Source organism: Catalinimonas alkaloidigena (assembly GCF_900100765.1).
Lineage (GTDB): Bacteria > Bacteroidota > Bacteroidia > Cytophagales > Flexibacteraceae > Mooreia > Mooreia alkaloidigena.
Genome location: NZ_FNFO01000006.1, coordinates 301,793 through 317,119 on the forward strand (window position 1 = coordinate 301,793; position 15,327 = coordinate 317,119).

The 15,327-nt window shown below is 58.4% G+C and carries 14 protein-coding genes; 7 read left to right on the forward strand and 7 right to left on the reverse strand.

All coding sequences use genetic code 11. The features are described from left to right. Positions 1-43 precede the first annotated feature (43 nt). The 3 genes from BLR44_RS16780 to BLR44_RS16790 all read right to left on the reverse strand — a co-directional run bounded on the left by BLR44_RS16780 (position 44) and on the right by BLR44_RS16790 (position 3,664). On the reverse strand, positions 44-709 hold the full coding sequence (locus BLR44_RS16780) for a hypothetical protein (protein ID WP_089684059.1): 666 nt from the start codon (positions 707-709) through the stop codon (positions 44-46). Between the two features lie 79 nt (positions 710-788). Next, positions 789-2,549 carry a toxin-antitoxin system YwqK family antitoxin gene (locus tag BLR44_RS16785; RefSeq protein WP_089684061.1) on the reverse strand — a complete coding sequence of 587 codons (1,761 nt, stop codon included), beginning with the start codon at positions 2,547-2,549 and terminating at the stop codon, positions 789-791. A gap of 74 nt (positions 2,550-2,623) precedes the next feature. Then, complete coding sequence (locus BLR44_RS16790) at positions 2,624-3,664, reverse strand: tryptophan 2,3-dioxygenase family protein (RefSeq protein WP_089684063.1); 1,041 nt, start codon at positions 3,662-3,664, stop codon at positions 2,624-2,626. A gap of 112 nt (positions 3,665-3,776) precedes the next feature. On the opposite strand from BLR44_RS16790, the gene BLR44_RS16795 reads away from it, so the two are divergent. Together BLR44_RS16795 and BLR44_RS16800 are read left to right on the forward strand one after the other, a co-directional pair. Then, positions 3,777-4,994 carry an acyl-CoA dehydrogenase family protein gene (locus tag BLR44_RS16795; protein ID WP_089684065.1) on the forward strand — a complete coding sequence of 406 codons (1,218 nt, stop codon included), beginning with the start codon at positions 3,777-3,779 and terminating at the stop codon, positions 4,992-4,994. 214 nt (positions 4,995-5,208) lie between these two features. Further along, on the forward strand, positions 5,209-5,499 hold the full coding sequence (locus BLR44_RS16800; RefSeq protein ID WP_089684067.1) for a YciI family protein: 291 nt from the start codon (positions 5,209-5,211) through the stop codon (positions 5,497-5,499). A gap of 19 nt (positions 5,500-5,518) precedes the next feature. Here BLR44_RS16800 and BLR44_RS16805 read toward each other — a convergent pair whose 3' ends face one another. Both BLR44_RS16805 and BLR44_RS16810 read right to left on the reverse strand, forming a co-directional pair. Next, positions 5,519-6,550, reverse strand: a complete 1,032-nt coding sequence (locus tag BLR44_RS16805) for a nucleoside hydrolase (protein WP_089684184.1) — start codon at positions 6,548-6,550, stop codon at positions 5,519-5,521. A 19-nt stretch (positions 6,551-6,569) separates the two neighbouring features. Next, positions 6,570-6,992, reverse strand: coding sequence for a hypothetical protein (locus tag BLR44_RS16810; protein WP_089684069.1), 423 nt, complete (start codon positions 6,990-6,992; stop codon positions 6,570-6,572). 426 nt (positions 6,993-7,418) lie between these two features. Here BLR44_RS16810 and BLR44_RS16815 point away from each other — a divergent pair, with 426 nt between their 5' ends. After that, the gene (locus tag BLR44_RS16815) at positions 7,419-9,149 is read left to right on the forward strand and encodes a phospho-sugar mutase (RefSeq protein WP_089684071.1); all 1,731 of its coding nucleotides are present in this window, start codon (positions 7,419-7,421) and stop codon (positions 9,147-9,149) included. A 137-nt stretch (positions 9,150-9,286) separates the two neighbouring features. On the opposite strand, the gene BLR44_RS16820 is transcribed toward BLR44_RS16815, so the two are convergent. Next, positions 9,287-9,481, reverse strand: coding sequence for a cold-shock protein (locus BLR44_RS16820; RefSeq protein WP_089684074.1), 195 nt, complete (start codon positions 9,479-9,481; stop codon positions 9,287-9,289). 197 nt (positions 9,482-9,678) lie between these two features. On the opposite strand from BLR44_RS16820, the gene BLR44_RS16825 reads away from it, so the two are divergent. Genes BLR44_RS16825 through BLR44_RS16835 form a run of 3 tightly spaced genes read left to right on the forward strand, consistent with a single transcriptional unit; the run spans position 9,679 to position 12,196 of the window. Then, positions 9,679-10,278, forward strand: a complete 600-nt coding sequence (locus BLR44_RS16825) for an RNA polymerase sigma factor (RefSeq protein ID WP_089684075.1) — start codon at positions 9,679-9,681, stop codon at positions 10,276-10,278. After that, positions 10,262-11,116: a hypothetical protein gene (locus BLR44_RS16830; RefSeq protein ID WP_089684077.1), complete on the forward strand. Its 855-nt coding sequence runs from the start codon at positions 10,262-10,264 to the stop codon at positions 11,114-11,116. The genes BLR44_RS16825 and BLR44_RS16830 overlap by 17 nt, the downstream gene beginning before the upstream one ends. 15 nt (positions 11,117-11,131) lie before the next feature. Beyond that, positions 11,132-12,196 (forward strand): outer membrane beta-barrel protein, encoded by a 1,065-nt coding sequence (locus BLR44_RS16835; protein ID WP_089684078.1) that lies wholly within the window; start codon positions 11,132-11,134, stop codon positions 12,194-12,196. Positions 12,197-12,279: 83 nt separating this feature from the next. Here the strand turns inward: BLR44_RS16835 and BLR44_RS16840 are convergent, their stop codons facing one another. After that, positions 12,280-12,789, reverse strand: a complete 510-nt coding sequence (locus BLR44_RS16840) for a hypothetical protein (RefSeq protein ID WP_089684080.1) — start codon at positions 12,787-12,789, stop codon at positions 12,280-12,282. A gap of 454 nt (positions 12,790-13,243) precedes the next feature. Here BLR44_RS16840 and BLR44_RS16845 point away from each other — a divergent pair, with 454 nt between their 5' ends. Further along, positions 13,244-15,325: a TonB-dependent receptor plug domain-containing protein gene (locus tag BLR44_RS16845; RefSeq protein WP_176956084.1), complete on the forward strand. Its 2,082-nt coding sequence runs from the start codon at positions 13,244-13,246 to the stop codon at positions 15,323-15,325. Positions 15,326-15,327: the final 2 nt, after the last annotated feature.

Sequence of the window (15,327 nt, forward strand, 5' to 3'; positions counted from 1 at the left end):
GGTGCTGATCAGGCATTTCCCGGCCCCGCAATTCCCCAAAGGGTCAGAAGCGTTGCCGGACGACGTACCCCACTTTGACGCCCAGCGCCAGGTTAAGCCCGGCGGCCCGTCCGGATCGGTCATGTCCCAGCACATCAAAGTCGTTGACGGCCGCCTCTTCTCGCGGACCAAGCACGTGTCCAAAGGTGGTTTGCCGCTGCCGAAAGCCTACCCCCGTGTAGCCATCTACCCGCAGCCGCGCCCACGTGTATTGCACACCGACCAGCGCCTGCACACCCCATTTTTGTCGATGATAGTCGGCCCGTTCGAACGCGATCATGCCCTCGTAGTGACGGCCCTCCCAACGTTCGTACTGCCCATCGTGTAACGTGGCGCGGCTCTGGAGCGCAAATCCTTCCAGCCCTACGTACATCCGCGTCGGGTATGAGGTCGAATTCGGAACATAGTACTTCACCTGCGGGCGGATTTCCAGAAAATGATACGACGAAGCCACGCCCATTCCGCGGGCCGTAAGGCCGTGGCCGGTACCCACATCCAGTGCTACTCCCCAGCGCACAGTGCTGACTTCCGCCCCGAACCGGTGACGCGCCAGCGGGTCCAGGTACGTCAGCGGCATGAGGTGCACGTCCAGGTTCCAGGGGCGGGAAAATGCCTGGGCCGAAGCGTGGAACGACAGGCCCGACAGCAGAAGGAGAAAAAGCGTCTTCATGGCGCAAATCTCTATCGAACCCGGCGCTTGCCCTTGGAGATTCCCGACATGTGGGCAGACTCGCTGCGCCTGAGCGGCGCTAGAAAAAGTACCCGGCCGTGACGCCCACCCGCACCGGCACAATGACACGGCTGTTCAGTTGCCGTTTGAAGACCGACCGCCACTCGGGGTTCTCGATCTCCCAGTCGCGTTCGATGGTACGGTACCCAATGCCGACGCCCCCGTAGAAATCAAGCGCCAGATGCGCCCCCTCCCATCGCCAGAACTGGCGTGCGCCCATCAGGAACGAGAGCGCATACCGTTTTTCGCGGGCGGCCAGCAGGCGAGGGGAACTGAGCTGGCCCACCGAATCGCGGACAAAAGCCTGGTGCGTTCGGTTCACGTACTGCAACTCCTGCCCCCAATACCACACGTCGAGCAGACCGCCAGGGTGGTAAAGCTTTTGCCGCAACTCGACAGCATAGCCCGTGCGGAACGGACGATTCAGGTACGCGTCGGAGGGTTTGTAGAAAAAGGGATTGCGTAGCCAGTTGATGCCCAGCTCGTAGCCCAGCCGGTTTTCCAGGTAATACTCGATCGACAGCGGCAGCTGCCCGAACGCGGTCGCCAGCGGGTTGGTACTGACGATGACCGTACGCAGTTCGTTCACCCGGGGGCGGAAGTAGCGCAAACGACGGCGACGCAAGATCAGATCGGGCTTATCGACCGGGCCCAGCGAATCGCGCACGGCCAGCGTGGCTTCTATCGACGGCGTTTGGTACGCCTGATAATAGCCGGCCAACAGACCTTCGGGCGTATAGAACGTCCACTCGCCGACCCGCTCGAACCCTTCCATGGCGCCTTCGGTTTTGAGTTTGCCGTCCGGATAAAATCCCACGTAGTGGCCCTGCCCCTGTTCGTACTGGGCTTTGCCCTCCTGCCAGCCGTTTTCGTTGAAGAATTCCCAGGCACCAGCGGGCACCCCTTCTTGCATTTGCCCGCGCATTTTCAGCATCCCGTTCTCATAGTACTCCTCGTAGGGACCGTTGCCGTTGTTGAAGTGCAGCTGCGCCTTGAATTTCCCGCTGGGGTAGAGCATCTCCCACGCCCCTTCTTTCAATCCGGCTTGTTCGGTGCCCCGTGCACTGACCGACCCGTCTTCGTGGTAATACACCCAGGTACCGTCTTTGGCCCCCTGCCGGTACCCGCCTTCGGCAGCCAGCGTATCGTTCGGGTGAAAAAAGCGCCAAGGCCCTACGCGCTGGCCGTTAGCCTCCTCGCCGATGGCCTGCAAATGTCCGTTTTCGTGATAATAGCGCCAGAGGCTGTCGCTGGCTTCGTGGTGCAACCAGCCTTCGGCACGCACCTCGCCCGAAGGATAATACCCTACGTAGCGCGCCACGTCGCCCTGATAGGTTCGTTCGTTGAGGAGATTGCCTTCGGCGTCGTACCCGCGCCAGACTCCGATGCGCGTTTCACCCGCGAACACGCCTCGCTCGCTGAGGGTGCCGTTGGGATGGTAGAAGCGCCACTCGCCGACCTTGCGTCCGGCCTCCCAGTTGCCTTCCTGTTCCAGCCGGCCTTCCTTGTCGAAGTACTGCCAGTGCCCTACGGGCTGGTTGGCGCGCAACAAGCCGCGCATGCGGGGTTTGCCGTTTTCGTGGTACCAGGTCCAGGTGCCGGTCGCGACGCCGCGCTCGTACTGGCCTTTGACCATCAGCAGGCCATGAGAATAGTATTGCTCGTAACTGCCCCACAGTTGTCCGTCGGGAGCCACAAAAAAGCGGGATTTCAGATGCGTATGCTCGTCGTCGTACCAACGGGTGGTGAGCTGTTGCGCCGCCGCGGTTCCCGTTAGCATTCCCCAGGTCAACAGACACCATAGCCAACTAGCGCGCATCAGAATCGGTATTGGGTGAGCGAAGTAGCTGTAAGTTAGTCAGATTTGGGCGAAGTCTCTTCCGAAGAAGCGACATATCCGTTGCGCTTTTCGTTCGACATGGCGCGCGTCCCCCAGGCACTGCGCTCGGATTCTTCCCACAATTCGGGAAAGAAAATGCGCTGCTGGAAGCGGGGAGGCAGGTATTTCTGCCAGTTGGTTCCGCCGGTGGCGGCAATCACTTCCGGTTCGCGATGCAGGTACTTGCCGGCCGAACGCAGGTGCGCCATCGGCCAGGTAACGTTCACACTCAGGTCGAAGGCCCGCATGGCAACTTTGACCGTCTCGCGCTGAACATCGTCCACGTCCAGCGTCAGGTACTTCTGCCACAGGTTCTTTTCCTGGAAGCGGTGGGCGGTCCGCAGCAGTTCGTCGCGGTATTTTCGCTCGAAATGTTGCAGGGTAAGCGTTTCGTCGCCGGTGGCCAGTTCGGTCGCGCCGCGCTTCCAGTACACTTCCTGGTACATCGCTTCCAGCGAGGCGCCGCGCAGGCCCTCCCGCTGGTCGCGGTTCACCAGGTTGATCAGATCGGTCGAGGCCAGTTCGATCAACCGGTACTGCACGGACTGAAACCCACTGGCGGGCAACAGGGCCATCCGGAACTTGCGGAACTGCGCCGGCTCCATGCCCTCAACCATCACCTCGAACGAGGTAATCAGGATCTTGAAATAGCGATTCATGCGCTCCAGGCGCATCAGAAACGTCTCGGCCGTCAGGTGCGGATCGTCGGCGAGCTGTTCCTGTTCCCAGCGCACCAGCTTGAAGTACAGCTCCGTGGTTTGATGATAGACGATGAACACCATCTCGTCGGGAAACTCCGTACGGGGCGTCTGGAGTCCCAACAGCGCATCGAGGTGAATGTAGTCCCAGTAATTCAGGTAGTCGGTGTAAAGCAGGCCTTCCAGGTAGGCGGGTAAATCCTGTCCTGTGGTGCCATACTTCTCTTTTAGTGCCCGGATTTTGTCCAGCAGATCAGGATCAAGTTCGGAAGAAGCTGCCGACGGAGTGCCGGAAGACTTAGGTTTCGGATCGGACATAAGGGGAATATTAGCGCGGCACAGCCGCTTCTTTGCCGGGATATGGGCCCCGACACGATCGATATAAATGCGTAAATTTGAGCATAGATTGAGCTAATTCCAACTCTGCCGCATGATTCCTACACAAACACCTGATACCCAGCGCACTCGCAAGGCCCCAGACCTGTTTGAGTCGCCGGATTTTTACGACCTCGACGATCTGCTGACCGACGAGCACAAGCTGATTCGCAGCACGATGCGCGAGTTTGTGAAACGTGAAATTTCGCCCATCATCGAAGATTGTGCCGAGCGTGCCCACTTCCCCTACGAGATCGTGCGCAAGTTTGGAGAGATCGGTGCCTTCGGCCCTACCATTCCGACGGAATACGGCGGCGGCGGACTCGATTACATTGCCTACGGGCTCATCATGCAGGAAATCGAACGCGGCGACTCGGGCATGCGCTCCACGGCGTCGGTGCAGGGGTCGCTCGTGATGTTCCCGATCTACGAATTTGGCTCGGAAGCACAGCGGCAGAAATACCTTCCCAAACTGGCCTCGGGCGAGTGGCTCGGCTGTTTCGGTCTGACCGAACCCGACCACGGCTCCAACCCCGGCGGCATGCGCTCTACGCTGCGCGACGCCGGCGACCATTACGTGTTGAACGGCAGCAAGATGTGGATCTCCAACTCGCCCAAAGCAGACGTGGCGGTCGTTTGGGCCAAAGACGACAACGGACGCATCAAAGGGGTGATTGTGGAGAAAGGCATGGAAGGCTTTTCGGCGCCGGAAATCCACGGCAAGTGGTCGCTCCGCGCCAGCATCACCGGCGAACTGGTCTTCGACAACGTTAAAATCCCGAAAGAAAACGTCCTGCCCGGCAAAGACGGCCTCGGTGCACCGCTCAAATGCCTCGACTCCGCCCGGTATGGCATTGCCTGGGGGGCACTAGGCGCGGCGATGGACTGTTACGACACGGCCCGCCGCTACGCGCTGGAACGCCATCAGTTCGGCAAACCCATTGCATCGTTCCAACTGGTGCAGAAGAAGCTTTCGGAAATGCTGACCGAAATTACCAAAGGGCAACTGCTGGTGCTGCGCCTCGGCCAACTGAAAAATGCCGGAAAAGCCACCACGGCGCAGGTCTCGATGGCGAAACGCAACAACGTGGAGATCGCGCTGAACATCGCCCGCGAAGCCCGGCAAATCCTCGGCGGCATGGGCATCACGAACGATTACCCCATCATGCGCCACATGATGAACCTGGAATCGGTTGTGACCTATGAAGGTACGCACGACATCCACCTGCTCATTCTCGGTCAGGAAATCACCGGCATCCAGGCCTTTAAATAAGTGCATCGGCGCGGCGCGCTGGTCGGTGAGCAGTTTTCGGTAGCCAGGCGGCAGGTGGTGGTGCATCGGATGCACTACCTCGGCGAGAACATCGACCAGAAAACAGCGGGCCGCGTATGAAAACGTGAGCGCGGAACAGAACATGAGACGCACGCTTCACTTTCAACGCTGAGCTTTACACGTTTCAACTCCTAACCCAATCACCCACTCCCCTATGCCCCAGTTCATTGTAACGGCCCACGATTACACCGACCCGCAGGCGCTGGAACGCCGCATGTCCGTGCGCGAAGCTCATCTGGAAAATGTTCGCAAGCTGAAAGCCGACGGCAAGTTTGTGATTGGGGGCGCAACGCTGGATGCGGAAGGCAAGATGAACGGCTCCGTGGCCATTTTCGACTTTCCGACGCAGGAAGAGCTGGAAGCTTTTCTGAGCACCGACCCCTACGTGGCGGGGCGCGTCTGGGAAACGTACGAGATCAAACCTTACCGGGTCGCCAACGTCTGAGCCATCCGCCCGCTTTTCATCACCGTCCGTTGGTATCGGGCTGGTGCATCATCAGGGATTCGATCACCCGGGCCACCGAATCAGGGGCCGTCTTTTCGACCAGGTAGGCGTGTGGGCCGTTCGGATCGTCACGCCAGCCGTTGCTGCCGTCGGGTTGGGACACAAAATACCCCCGCTGCACCCGATAGAACGGCGCAGGGCTCATCACGGCGGCCAGCGTTGCCGTCTGATCCCAACTCATCCGCCCGGCCGAATCTTCTTCGGCCAGTGGCATGCTGATGGCAAAGGCATGGCGCACAGGGCTTTCGGCCGGACCATCGGCCACCAACCGCAGGCCCGTTTTGACGCGTTGCCCGATTTCGAACCCGCTGAACAGAATCGGCGTCGGCCAGTGCTCGATTGCTTCGCGCGCGGCCGTCGAGTCCGTGTAGACGTTGAACTCCCGCCCTTCGGGAAAGCGCCCGGCCATGGCCACCCATTGTTTTACTTTTTGTTTGACCAAAGCTTCGCCCGGCAACGGCGACAGCGAATCGGGAGCTGACTGGAGGAGGTCACGCAGGTTGGTCAGAAAACCGACGGAGACGATGATGACGCTGGTATCGGGCTGGGCTGACAGCACGCGGCGGTAGAGCGTAACGGCATCTGACACCTCGCCGGTGGAGGCGACGGCATGCGGATAGTGGGCCACCAGCGTATCGGGCCAGTACTGGACAGCGCCCAAGTTGACACTGCCCGCCGGCGGCGCGCCGATCGGCAAATCCGGACGGCCAAAATAGGTATTGAGTACGTCGATGCTGGGCGCTACCAGCGGATGCCGGTTGGAGGCCACCGTCGCCAAAATGCGTACGCGTCCCTGGTCGGCCAGCGCATGCAACAGCGCCAGAGCACCCACGTCGTCGTAATCGGGACCAAAGTCGGTATCGAAAATCACGGACACCGGCGCGGCGGTATCGGAGGCGACGTCAGGGGTAGTGGCACGGTCCTGCGGCTTTCCGGAGGGCTGGCAAGCGATGCCTGCCAACACACCGGAAAGCGCAAGCCAGTACGGCACGGGCCGGAAAAAACGTGATTTACTCAACCTGCCAGACCACTTCTTTGGTACCACTTTTCGTCAGCAGCAGGATTCGTGTCGGGTTGGGCACCAGCACCAATCGGGTGATCATATTGGGATAGTCGTCGGCGTCTACCAGCACGCCTTCGTTCTGGCTGACGTCGTAGGTAGGCTTGCCGTTACGCTTTTCTTTGGTTTTCTGGTACTTTTTCGCCAGGTAAGCGATGGGCAGCAGCACGTCGTTGTCAGGGCAAAATTCGTCGTGTACTACATGAAAAGCTTCTTCGAGGTAGGTCCCGTAGTGACTCAGAAATTCGTCTTCCATCTGATGGAGCTCGTCTTCCACTTCGTCGTAGCGCTCGTCGTTATACTGCATCTGGCTCAGTTCTGTTTTTTTCTCCACCAGCGCTATCAGGTCGTTGTCGAGCTGATTGGTATTCATATATATTCCAAATAGGGTTACAAAATACAAAGCTGAAAATACTACCGCATCTTTGCAAAAATATTTCTGCCCAGCGGCCGAAAACCGCCCACCAACCGTCGTCGTGGGCCGTTGGGCTGGTGCAGACAGCGGTGGCTTTTCCCGTCATGTGCGTTCCAGCAACGGCGCCCCGAGCAAGATTTTGCGGTTTAGCGGGCGTGCTGTGAATTATCTAAAAAATGAAATTAAGTTTGTGAGGCGCCACCTGCCGCCGCAACGAGCACACCGCGCCCCGCCGCCCAGGCCGTAGAACGATGAAAAGAAGCCGGACCCGAAGGTTAACTCTGCGCTCCTTTCCACGTTCAACCTTACACCTGTCGGCTGCAAAACAGCACACAACCCTTTAACCAACACGTACTAAACCCAATAACAGAATAACTGATCGACATGGATATGACCACGCAAAGCCGCGTAGACCAATGGCTTCACGGCGCTTACGACGAAGAGTCCAAACGGCAGATCCGCTCCCTGATGGAGCGCGGCTCTGAAAAAGACCTGATCGATGCATTTTACAAAGACCTGGAATTTGGCACCGGCGGGCTTCGCGGCCTGATGGGCCCCGGTACCAACCGCATGAACCGCTACACGGTCGGCATGGCCACCCAGGGGTTGTTCAACTACCTGGCGAAAAGCTTTCCCGGCGAAACCATCAAGGTGGCCATCGCCCACGACAGCCGCAACAACAGCGACTACTTCGCCCGCGTGACGGCCGACGTCTTCACGGCCAACGGCGCCGAGGTCTACTTTTTCCGCGAGTTGCGCCCCACGCCGGAGCTGTCGTTTTCGATTCGTGAGCTGGGCTGTCACAGCGGCGTGGTCATCACGGCTTCGCACAACCCCAAGGAATACAACGGCTACAAAGCCTACTGGCAGGACGGCGCGCAGATGGTGGCACCGCACGACAAGAACGTGATCGCGGAGGTGAAAAACATCAAAGATCCGGGCGACGTGAAGTTTACGGGCGACGAGTCAAAGATGCATTACCTCGGCGAAAACATCGACCAGAAGTACCTCGACCGCATTGCCGGCCTTTCGGTATTTCCGGACGTGATTCAACGGCAGAAAGATCTGAGCATCGTGTACACGCCCATCCATGGCACCGGCATCACGATGGTCCCCAAGGTGCTGGCGCGCGTCGGTTTTACGAACGTACACGTGGTGGAAGAACAGGCGCAACCCGACGGCAACTTCCCGACGGTGATTTACCCCAACCCCGAAGAGTCGGAAGCGATGAGCATGGCCGTAACCAAGGCCAAAAACCTGAACGCCGACCTGGTTATGGCGACCGACCCCGACTCGGACCGCGTGGGCGCCGCCGCGAAAAACCACAAAGGCGAGTGGCAACTGCTGAACGGCAACCAGACCGCCTCCCTCATTTTCTACTACCTACTGGAAGCCTGGCAACAGGCCGGCAAGCTGGAAGGACGCGAGTACATCGTGAAAACCGTCGTGACGACCGACCTGCTGGCCGACGTGGCGCGTCACTACGGGGTGGAGGTCTACGACGTGCTGACCGGGTTCAAGTTCATTGCCGCCATCATGAAGGAAAACGAAGGCAAGAAGACCTTCATCGCGGGGGGCGAAGAGAGCTACGGCTACCTGGTGGGCGATTTTGTGCGCGACAAAGACGCCATCATCTCCTGCGCCATGATTGCCGAAGTAACGGCCTACGCCAAAGATAAAAACCTCAGCCTGTTTGATCTGCTGCTGGAGATCTACATGAAATTCGGTTTCTACAAAGAGAAGCTGATTTCGCTGACCCGGAAGGGCAAAGAAGGCGCGGAAGAGATTCAGCAGATGATGGCCGACCTGCGGGCCAACCCGCCGGAAACCATCAACGGGTCGAAGCTGGTGCGCCTGATCGACTACGAAATGGACCAGGACCGCAACCTGCTGACGGGCGAAACCCGCCCCACCGGCCTGCCGAAGTCGAACGTGTTGCAGTTCATCACCGAAGACGGCAGCAAAATTTCGGCACGCCCGTCGGGCACCGAACCCAAGATCAAGTTTTATTTCAGCGTCCGCGAAAAACTGGAAAGCCGCGATGCGTACGAGCAGGTCTCCAAGCAGCTCGACGACCGCGTTCAGGGCATCATCGACAGCATGAAGCTCCACTAAAGCAGGTGCTACAAGCCGAAAAACGAAAAATCCCCGGTGGTCCAGACCGGGGATTTTTGTTACATACAAACTAACTTAAAAAAGGTGTTGTATCGTGTAAAGTGGTATTAGCTGTCTTCTAGAAGTTAAGCCGTTCGTTACGCAATCTTCTCAACATTAATCGCGTTCAAGCCCTTTTTCCCCTGCTTCAGGTCGTACGTGACACGATCGTTCTGCTGAATTTCGTGCACAAGGCCGCTGGAATGGACGAACACCTCTTCGTTTGATTCATCGGATACGATAAACCCGTATCCTTTCTCACGATTAAAAAATTTTACTTTGCCGGTTTTCATAAAATAATAGGTAAATAAATGATAAAAGACTAACGGTAAAGTTATTTGATTACACTGAAATACAGATAAATCACGAAAATAAATTTACATATCCCCCTATTGACATGTAACAGATCAGGGCTTTCTGCGGCAATTTTTTTTCAGGGCCGTGCAACCTTCCTCCCCCGCCCTGCATCTTGGTGTTGAATTCGGAAACAATGAAGCTGCGTTTTACTCGTACGGATCGCCAGTATACTCACGAGAAGGAGTTGGTACAAGACTGCCAAGCGGGCGTTCGGGCCGCCCAACGGCACCTGTACGAACACTACGCGCCGAAGATGCTGGTGGTTTGCCAACGTTACCTGCGCGACGACTACGAAGCCGAAGACGCGCTGGTGCGGGGGTTTACGAAGGTGTTCCAACACCTGCATCAGTACGAAGGGAACGGCAGTTTCGAAGGGTGGATCCGCCGGATTATGGTAAACGAAGCGCTGATGCAACTGCGCAAAAGCCGCCTGATGTTTGTCCATACAGAAGTAGAAGCCCTACAGTACCAGCCGGACTACCGGACAGTCGACACCTCGCTGGAAGCCGAAGACCTGATGAACCTGGTCTGCCAGTTGCCCGACGGTTACCGCACGGTGTTCAACCTGTACGCCATCGAAGGCTATTCGCACAAAGAGATTGCCGACCAGCTCGGCATCTCGGAAAGTACCTCAAAATCGCAACTCAGTCGGGCGCGCGTTCTGTTGCAGGAATACCTGCGGAAAAGCGACCTGTACTCTAAAAAAAAAGCTAGCCATGCAAGAGAATCGTGACGAAGAACTGGATCGGCTGTTTGCCGACAAGCTAGCCCACCACACGCGTCGGCCCGCTCCCCACCTGTGGAATCGCCTGGAAGCTACGCTGGCCGATGAGAAATCGGCAGCCGTGGCCCCAGTGATGACCGCCGGGAAGCACCCGCGCTGGTGGTATGCCGCCGCCGCCGCCGTGCTGTTGCCCTTCTGTGTCTGGGTGGGCGTACAGACGTACCAAAACGCGTCGGACGGCGATCGGCTGGCGGGCACAACCGCTCCTACCGAAATGACGGACACCGCCACGGGGCTGGCCCATGCCGTGTTGCCCGGCGATACGGTAGCGACGGCCCTGCGCCCCCGGCTCCAAACCGCCCCGACGGTAGCGGTCCAGACCACAGTACCCGCGGCGGTTCCCTCGCCGCAACCGGCCACTGCGCCCGCGGCGGCGGCGGCACCTACACTGGCACAGCGCTCGGCCGGCACAAGGCAGCAAAACGCCCCGGTCACCGTTCCGGAAAAGACCCTTCAACCGTTCGAAATGCCGGCGCGGGAGCCCGAAGCCCTCGCCCTGACGGAAGAAGCGTCGGCCCCGGCCACGACCGAACGTGCTCCGGTAGAACCCCGCGCCACCGGCACTACGCTGGAAATCGAGGTGCGGCCGAGCCGGAGCGAAAACGCTGGCTTGTTAGCACAGGCGGCTCCTGACGAGGATGCCACCGCGCAAGGCCTGGGCGGTGTGTTCCGGCAATTGAAAAAAGCCGCTCGCGGCGAAAAAGTTGAACTAAACCAAATCATTCCGATCGACAAAGAAGACTTGCTGGCGCACGTCCCGTTTCGGAAAGAAAAACACCAAGACTAAACCAAGCTTAAACCCATGAAACGCTATATAATTTTCGCACTTCTGGCCCTGGTGAGCCTCTCGGCCCCCGCGCGGGCGTTCTCTGAGCCCTACACCGACACCGTCATCGTAAAGTTCGGCGACAACAGCAAAATGGTCATCTACGTCGAAAGCCGCGAAGACCTCGAGCAACTGCGGCAATACGACATGGACGAACTGGTCGAACGTTTCGATTCGCTTCTCTACGCAGATAACAACGACACGGAAGTGATTTACGACGAAGACTCCACGTCCATGCGCCGCCGGACAGTCATCAAAACCTTTGGCAACGGCAGCGTCCGCATCGAGTACGACGTGGTTTTGAGCGATGATGACGACGATGACGATACGTACCAGGAATCTCATCACGCCCACCGCTCCGACAACGACGACGATGATGACGACGACCATGATCATGACCGCCACGCCAAACGGCGCAACCACCGGGTCGACTCAGATTTTATCCTGGACCTGGGCCTGAATAACTACCTGGAAAACGGCCAAACGCCCGACGCCACGGGGCAACCGTACGGCCTGCGGCCGCTGGGATCACGCTACGTGGCCCTGGGCTACTCCTGGCGCGTACGGATGGGAGGACCGAAAAGCCCGCTGTACTTCGAACCGGGCCTCTCCGTAAGCTGGTACAATTTTATGTTCCAGGACAACGTGCAGATCATCAAAGATCCGGCGGCCCGGATGGTGACTTTCCCGGTCGATACCGTACGCAACCTGCAGAAAAGTAAGCTGACGGCCTCGTACCTGAACGTACCGGCCAGCGTCGGTCTGAAATTCGGCCGCGGATTCCGCATCGCCGCCGGAGGCTACATCGGCTACCGGCTGGGCAGCCACTCCAAAATCAAATACGACCGCGACAACGGCAGAAGCGAAAAAGATAAGGAACATACCAACTTCTACCTGAACAGCTGGCGCTACGGCGTGGCCGGCGAAATCGGGTTCCGCGACCTGACGTTGTTTGCCAACTACGACCTCAACCCGCTTTTCAACGAAGGGTTTGGTCCTGACCTCCAGGCAATCAGCGGTGGCATCCGCCTGAGCTTTTAACGATACCCCCTTGTATTTCTGATGCTGAAAAGGCAACCTCTGCGGAGGTTGCCTTTTTTTGTTTTGAGGAAGATGCGTAGCTCTTACGTCACGACATCGCTCGGCGACAACTGCGCGAGGTCTTCGTCGGTGAGGGAGAGTCGCTTGTGCATGTCCTGCAACGTAGGCCGCCAGGCCGCGATGATCACGAACAGAATGACGTACAGCACGGCAAAGAAGCCGTCGTCGCTGAAGTAGTAGAAGATGGCCAGCAACAGCGAAGCGGCGATGTAAAGCATCATCCGAATCAGGAAAGCCCGACGGTAGCGGGCCAGCTTTTCGGGCAACGGCGCCTCCGGTCGTACCTGGCCGATCATGCGGCGAAACATCCGGTAGCCCGCAATGGCGTCGACCAGGCACGTGATGCCGATGGTGGCCCGCAGAATCCACGCCATGTGCGGATCGTTTTCGTAATTGATCACCGTCACCCGCGCCATCTCCTGATTCTCCAAATAGCTGTAGATGAAGACGATCAAAGACATCGACAGCAGGCCGTAGTAAATCAGGTTGAGCCGGTTTAGAAAAGTAGCGGAAGCATCGGAAGAAGAACTCATACAAATAGCGGTTGCTGTTTCTTTGGTACGAAGGTGCGGAAAAAAAGTAAGTATGTCGGCCGGCACACGATGCGAGCACGCCTTTGCTGCCAGCCCTTTTGGCGTCATCGCCTGTTCGCTTTGTGGCTGATTTACTACGGTTTAGCTCGCTTTTCCTCTCCCGCGCTCTGGTTTCTGTAACGCAGGCCACTCCACTCCCTCGTGGGTCCGGCCGAAACTCTCTCTGAAAATCACGCAGGTTAATTTGCTAGTAATCAACCTTTTACTCTCCTTCCCCTCGCCCAAGCAAGTTGTGCACCTTCCCGGCCTCTGCCAGCGTCCTTTTTGTTGTGCTTGCTGAACCCAACCGTTTCTGTACATATGACGCTTCGTTCGGAGAATCGACAGATTAATGCTCTGCAGAAAGACAACATTTGTAGCAACTGTCCACACAAGCCATCACATCTCGCTTGCTATGAGCCACTTACGCGCCCTCCAACTCTGGATAACGCTTCTTGCCGTACCCGGGCTGGCGTATGCCCAATCGGCCGACACGACCGACCTTTTCTCCATGCCGCTGGAAGAGCTGGCCGACATGAAAAATTCGGCGCTGGCCAGCGATCTGGAAAAGCAGCTCAATGCCATGACGCAAGTGGCCTCGCAGAAACCACTCGCGCTCCGCAACACGCCGGGCATCATCACGGTCATCCGGCAGGAAGAAATCGCCGCTTCCGGTGCCCGCGACCTGATCGACGTCCTGCGGCTCGTCCCAGGCATGGACTTCGGAGTCGACGTGCAGAACACGGTGGGGCTGGGCATTCGCGGTAACTGGGCGGCCGAGGGCAAAATTCTGCTGCTGCTCGACGGGCAGGAGATGAACGAAACCCTGTACGCCACCATTCAGTTGGGTAACCACTTCGACGTCAGTCAGATCAAACGCATCGAGATCATCCGCGGGCCGGGTTCGGCACTTTACGGGGGCTACGCCGAGTATGGCGTGATCAGCATCATCACCCACGACGCCGCTGACCTGCACGGCCTCCGGGTCACTACCACTTACGGACACATCCGTGGCGGCACGGCCAGGCGCAACGTGAGCGTATCCGGCGGGCAACAGTGGGGTGACGTGGGCGTGCAGGTGGCGCTGTTTGCGGGCCAGAGCCACCGCAGCGACGGCGTTTTTCAGGGCGTGGAAGGGTCCATTGCCCGCATCGACACCATTCTGGAACACGAAAGCATCAGGTTCGATACGCTGTACCACCCCGGTACGTTTGCGATGATGGACCAGGCCCGGCTCGATCCGCTGAACCTGAATCTGTCGCTTCACTACAAAGGATTGCAGTTTCGGACCCTTGCCGACCACTACCGCTCTACCACACGCGACGGCTACGGCGTGAGCCTGAGTCGCCCGTACCGCAACGATTTTGTCAGTTTTTATCATGAACTGAAGTACAACTGGGCGGTGACGTCCAAGCTCAAGATTGTTCCGCGCCTGAACTTCAAACAGCAGACGCCATACCGCAACCGCCAGGAAACCGACGAATACACCGCCTACGACCGCACGGCGCAACGGTTACGCGGGCAGGTGCTCGTTTCGTACGCACCGTCGCGGCAGATTGCCCTGACCATGGGCGGTGAGTTTTTTCGCGACCGCGCCCTCAGTCGTCTGGAAGGCGACGTGTTTTACAACGAGCAACCGACGCTGGCCTTTACCAACGAAGCGTTGTTCGGCCAGGCGCTGTTGCGGCACCGGCTGGCCAACGTGACGATCGGCGCCCGCTACGACCACAACAATGCCTTTGGATCGGCGTTCGTGCCCCGGCTGGGCATCACCCGCCAGTGGGGCAACTTCCACGGCAAATTGTTGTACGGGAATTCGTTCCGGGCCCCCGGTCTGGAAAACGTCAACCTGAGCCTCGACGGCCACATTCTGCCGGAGCGTACCCGGGTGATCGAACTGGAAGCGGGCCTGCAACTGTCGAAGTCGATGTTCCTGACCGCCAACCTGTTCGACATGAATACGCAAGACCCCATCTTTTATTTCTACGACGAAGCCACTGAATCGGAAGGGTACACCAACTACGAGCGGACCGGCAGCCGGGGCCTGGAAGTGGAATACAACGTGAAGACCGAGTGGGGTTTTATTCACCTCAACTACGCGTTCTACTCGGCCGCCGGCAGAAAGCAGACCGAAGCGTACGAGGTAGCGGACCAGCCACACGCCCGGCTGGCGTTTCCGGTGCACCGGGTGAACCTGAACAGTAGTTTTCGCCTGTTCCGCGACTGGCGGCTCAGCCCCACGGCCTCCGTGTCGAGCGCGCGCTACGCCTACCTGGCCGACGCATCGCTCGCCCGCTTTGCCCCCACCTACCTGGCGAACGTGTTCGTACAACGTCAGCACTTCCTTACCAAAGGCCTGGAAGCCGGCGTGGGCGTTTACGACGTGTTTAACCAGCGCTACACGTTTCTGCAACCTTACGACGGTGGGCACGCGCCCCTGCCCGGCACCGCCCGCGAGTGGGTCGTTCGCCTTTCGTACACCCTGGATTTCAACTAGCC

Coding starts and splice junctions, on each gene's coding strand:
- BLR44_RS16780 (WP_089684059.1), bottom strand. CDS start 709: ATGAAGACGCTTTTTCTCCTTCTGCTGTCGGGCCTGTCGTTCCACGCT.
- BLR44_RS16785 (WP_089684061.1), bottom strand. CDS start 2,549: ATGCTAACGGGAACCGCGGCGGCGCAACAGCTCACCACCCGTTGGTAC.
- BLR44_RS16790 (WP_089684063.1), bottom strand. CDS start 3,664: ATGTCCGATCCGAAACCTAAGTCTTCCGGCACTCCGTCGGCAGCTTCT.
- BLR44_RS16795 (WP_089684065.1), top strand. CDS start 3,777: ATGATTCCTACACAAACACCTGATACCCAGCGCACTCGCAAGGCCCCA.
- BLR44_RS16800 (WP_089684067.1), top strand. CDS start 5,209: ATGCCCCAGTTCATTGTAACGGCCCACGATTACACCGACCCGCAGGCG.
- BLR44_RS16810 (WP_089684069.1), bottom strand. CDS start 6,992: ATGAATACCAATCAGCTCGACAACGACCTGATAGCGCTGGTGGAGAAA.
- BLR44_RS16815 (WP_089684071.1), top strand. CDS start 7,419: ATGGATATGACCACGCAAAGCCGCGTAGACCAATGGCTTCACGGCGCT.
- BLR44_RS16820 (WP_089684074.1), bottom strand. CDS start 9,481: ATGAAAACCGGCAAAGTAAAATTTTTTAATCGTGAGAAAGGATACGGG.
- BLR44_RS16825 (WP_089684075.1), top strand. CDS start 9,679: ATGAAGCTGCGTTTTACTCGTACGGATCGCCAGTATACTCACGAGAAG.
- BLR44_RS16830 (WP_089684077.1), top strand. CDS start 10,262: ATGCAAGAGAATCGTGACGAAGAACTGGATCGGCTGTTTGCCGACAAG.
- BLR44_RS16835 (WP_089684078.1), top strand. CDS start 11,132: ATGAAACGCTATATAATTTTCGCACTTCTGGCCCTGGTGAGCCTCTCG.
- BLR44_RS16840 (WP_089684080.1), bottom strand. CDS start 12,789: ATGAGTTCTTCTTCCGATGCTTCCGCTACTTTTCTAAACCGGCTCAAC.
- BLR44_RS16845 (WP_176956084.1), top strand. CDS start 13,244: ATGAGCCACTTACGCGCCCTCCAACTCTGGATAACGCTTCTTGCCGTA.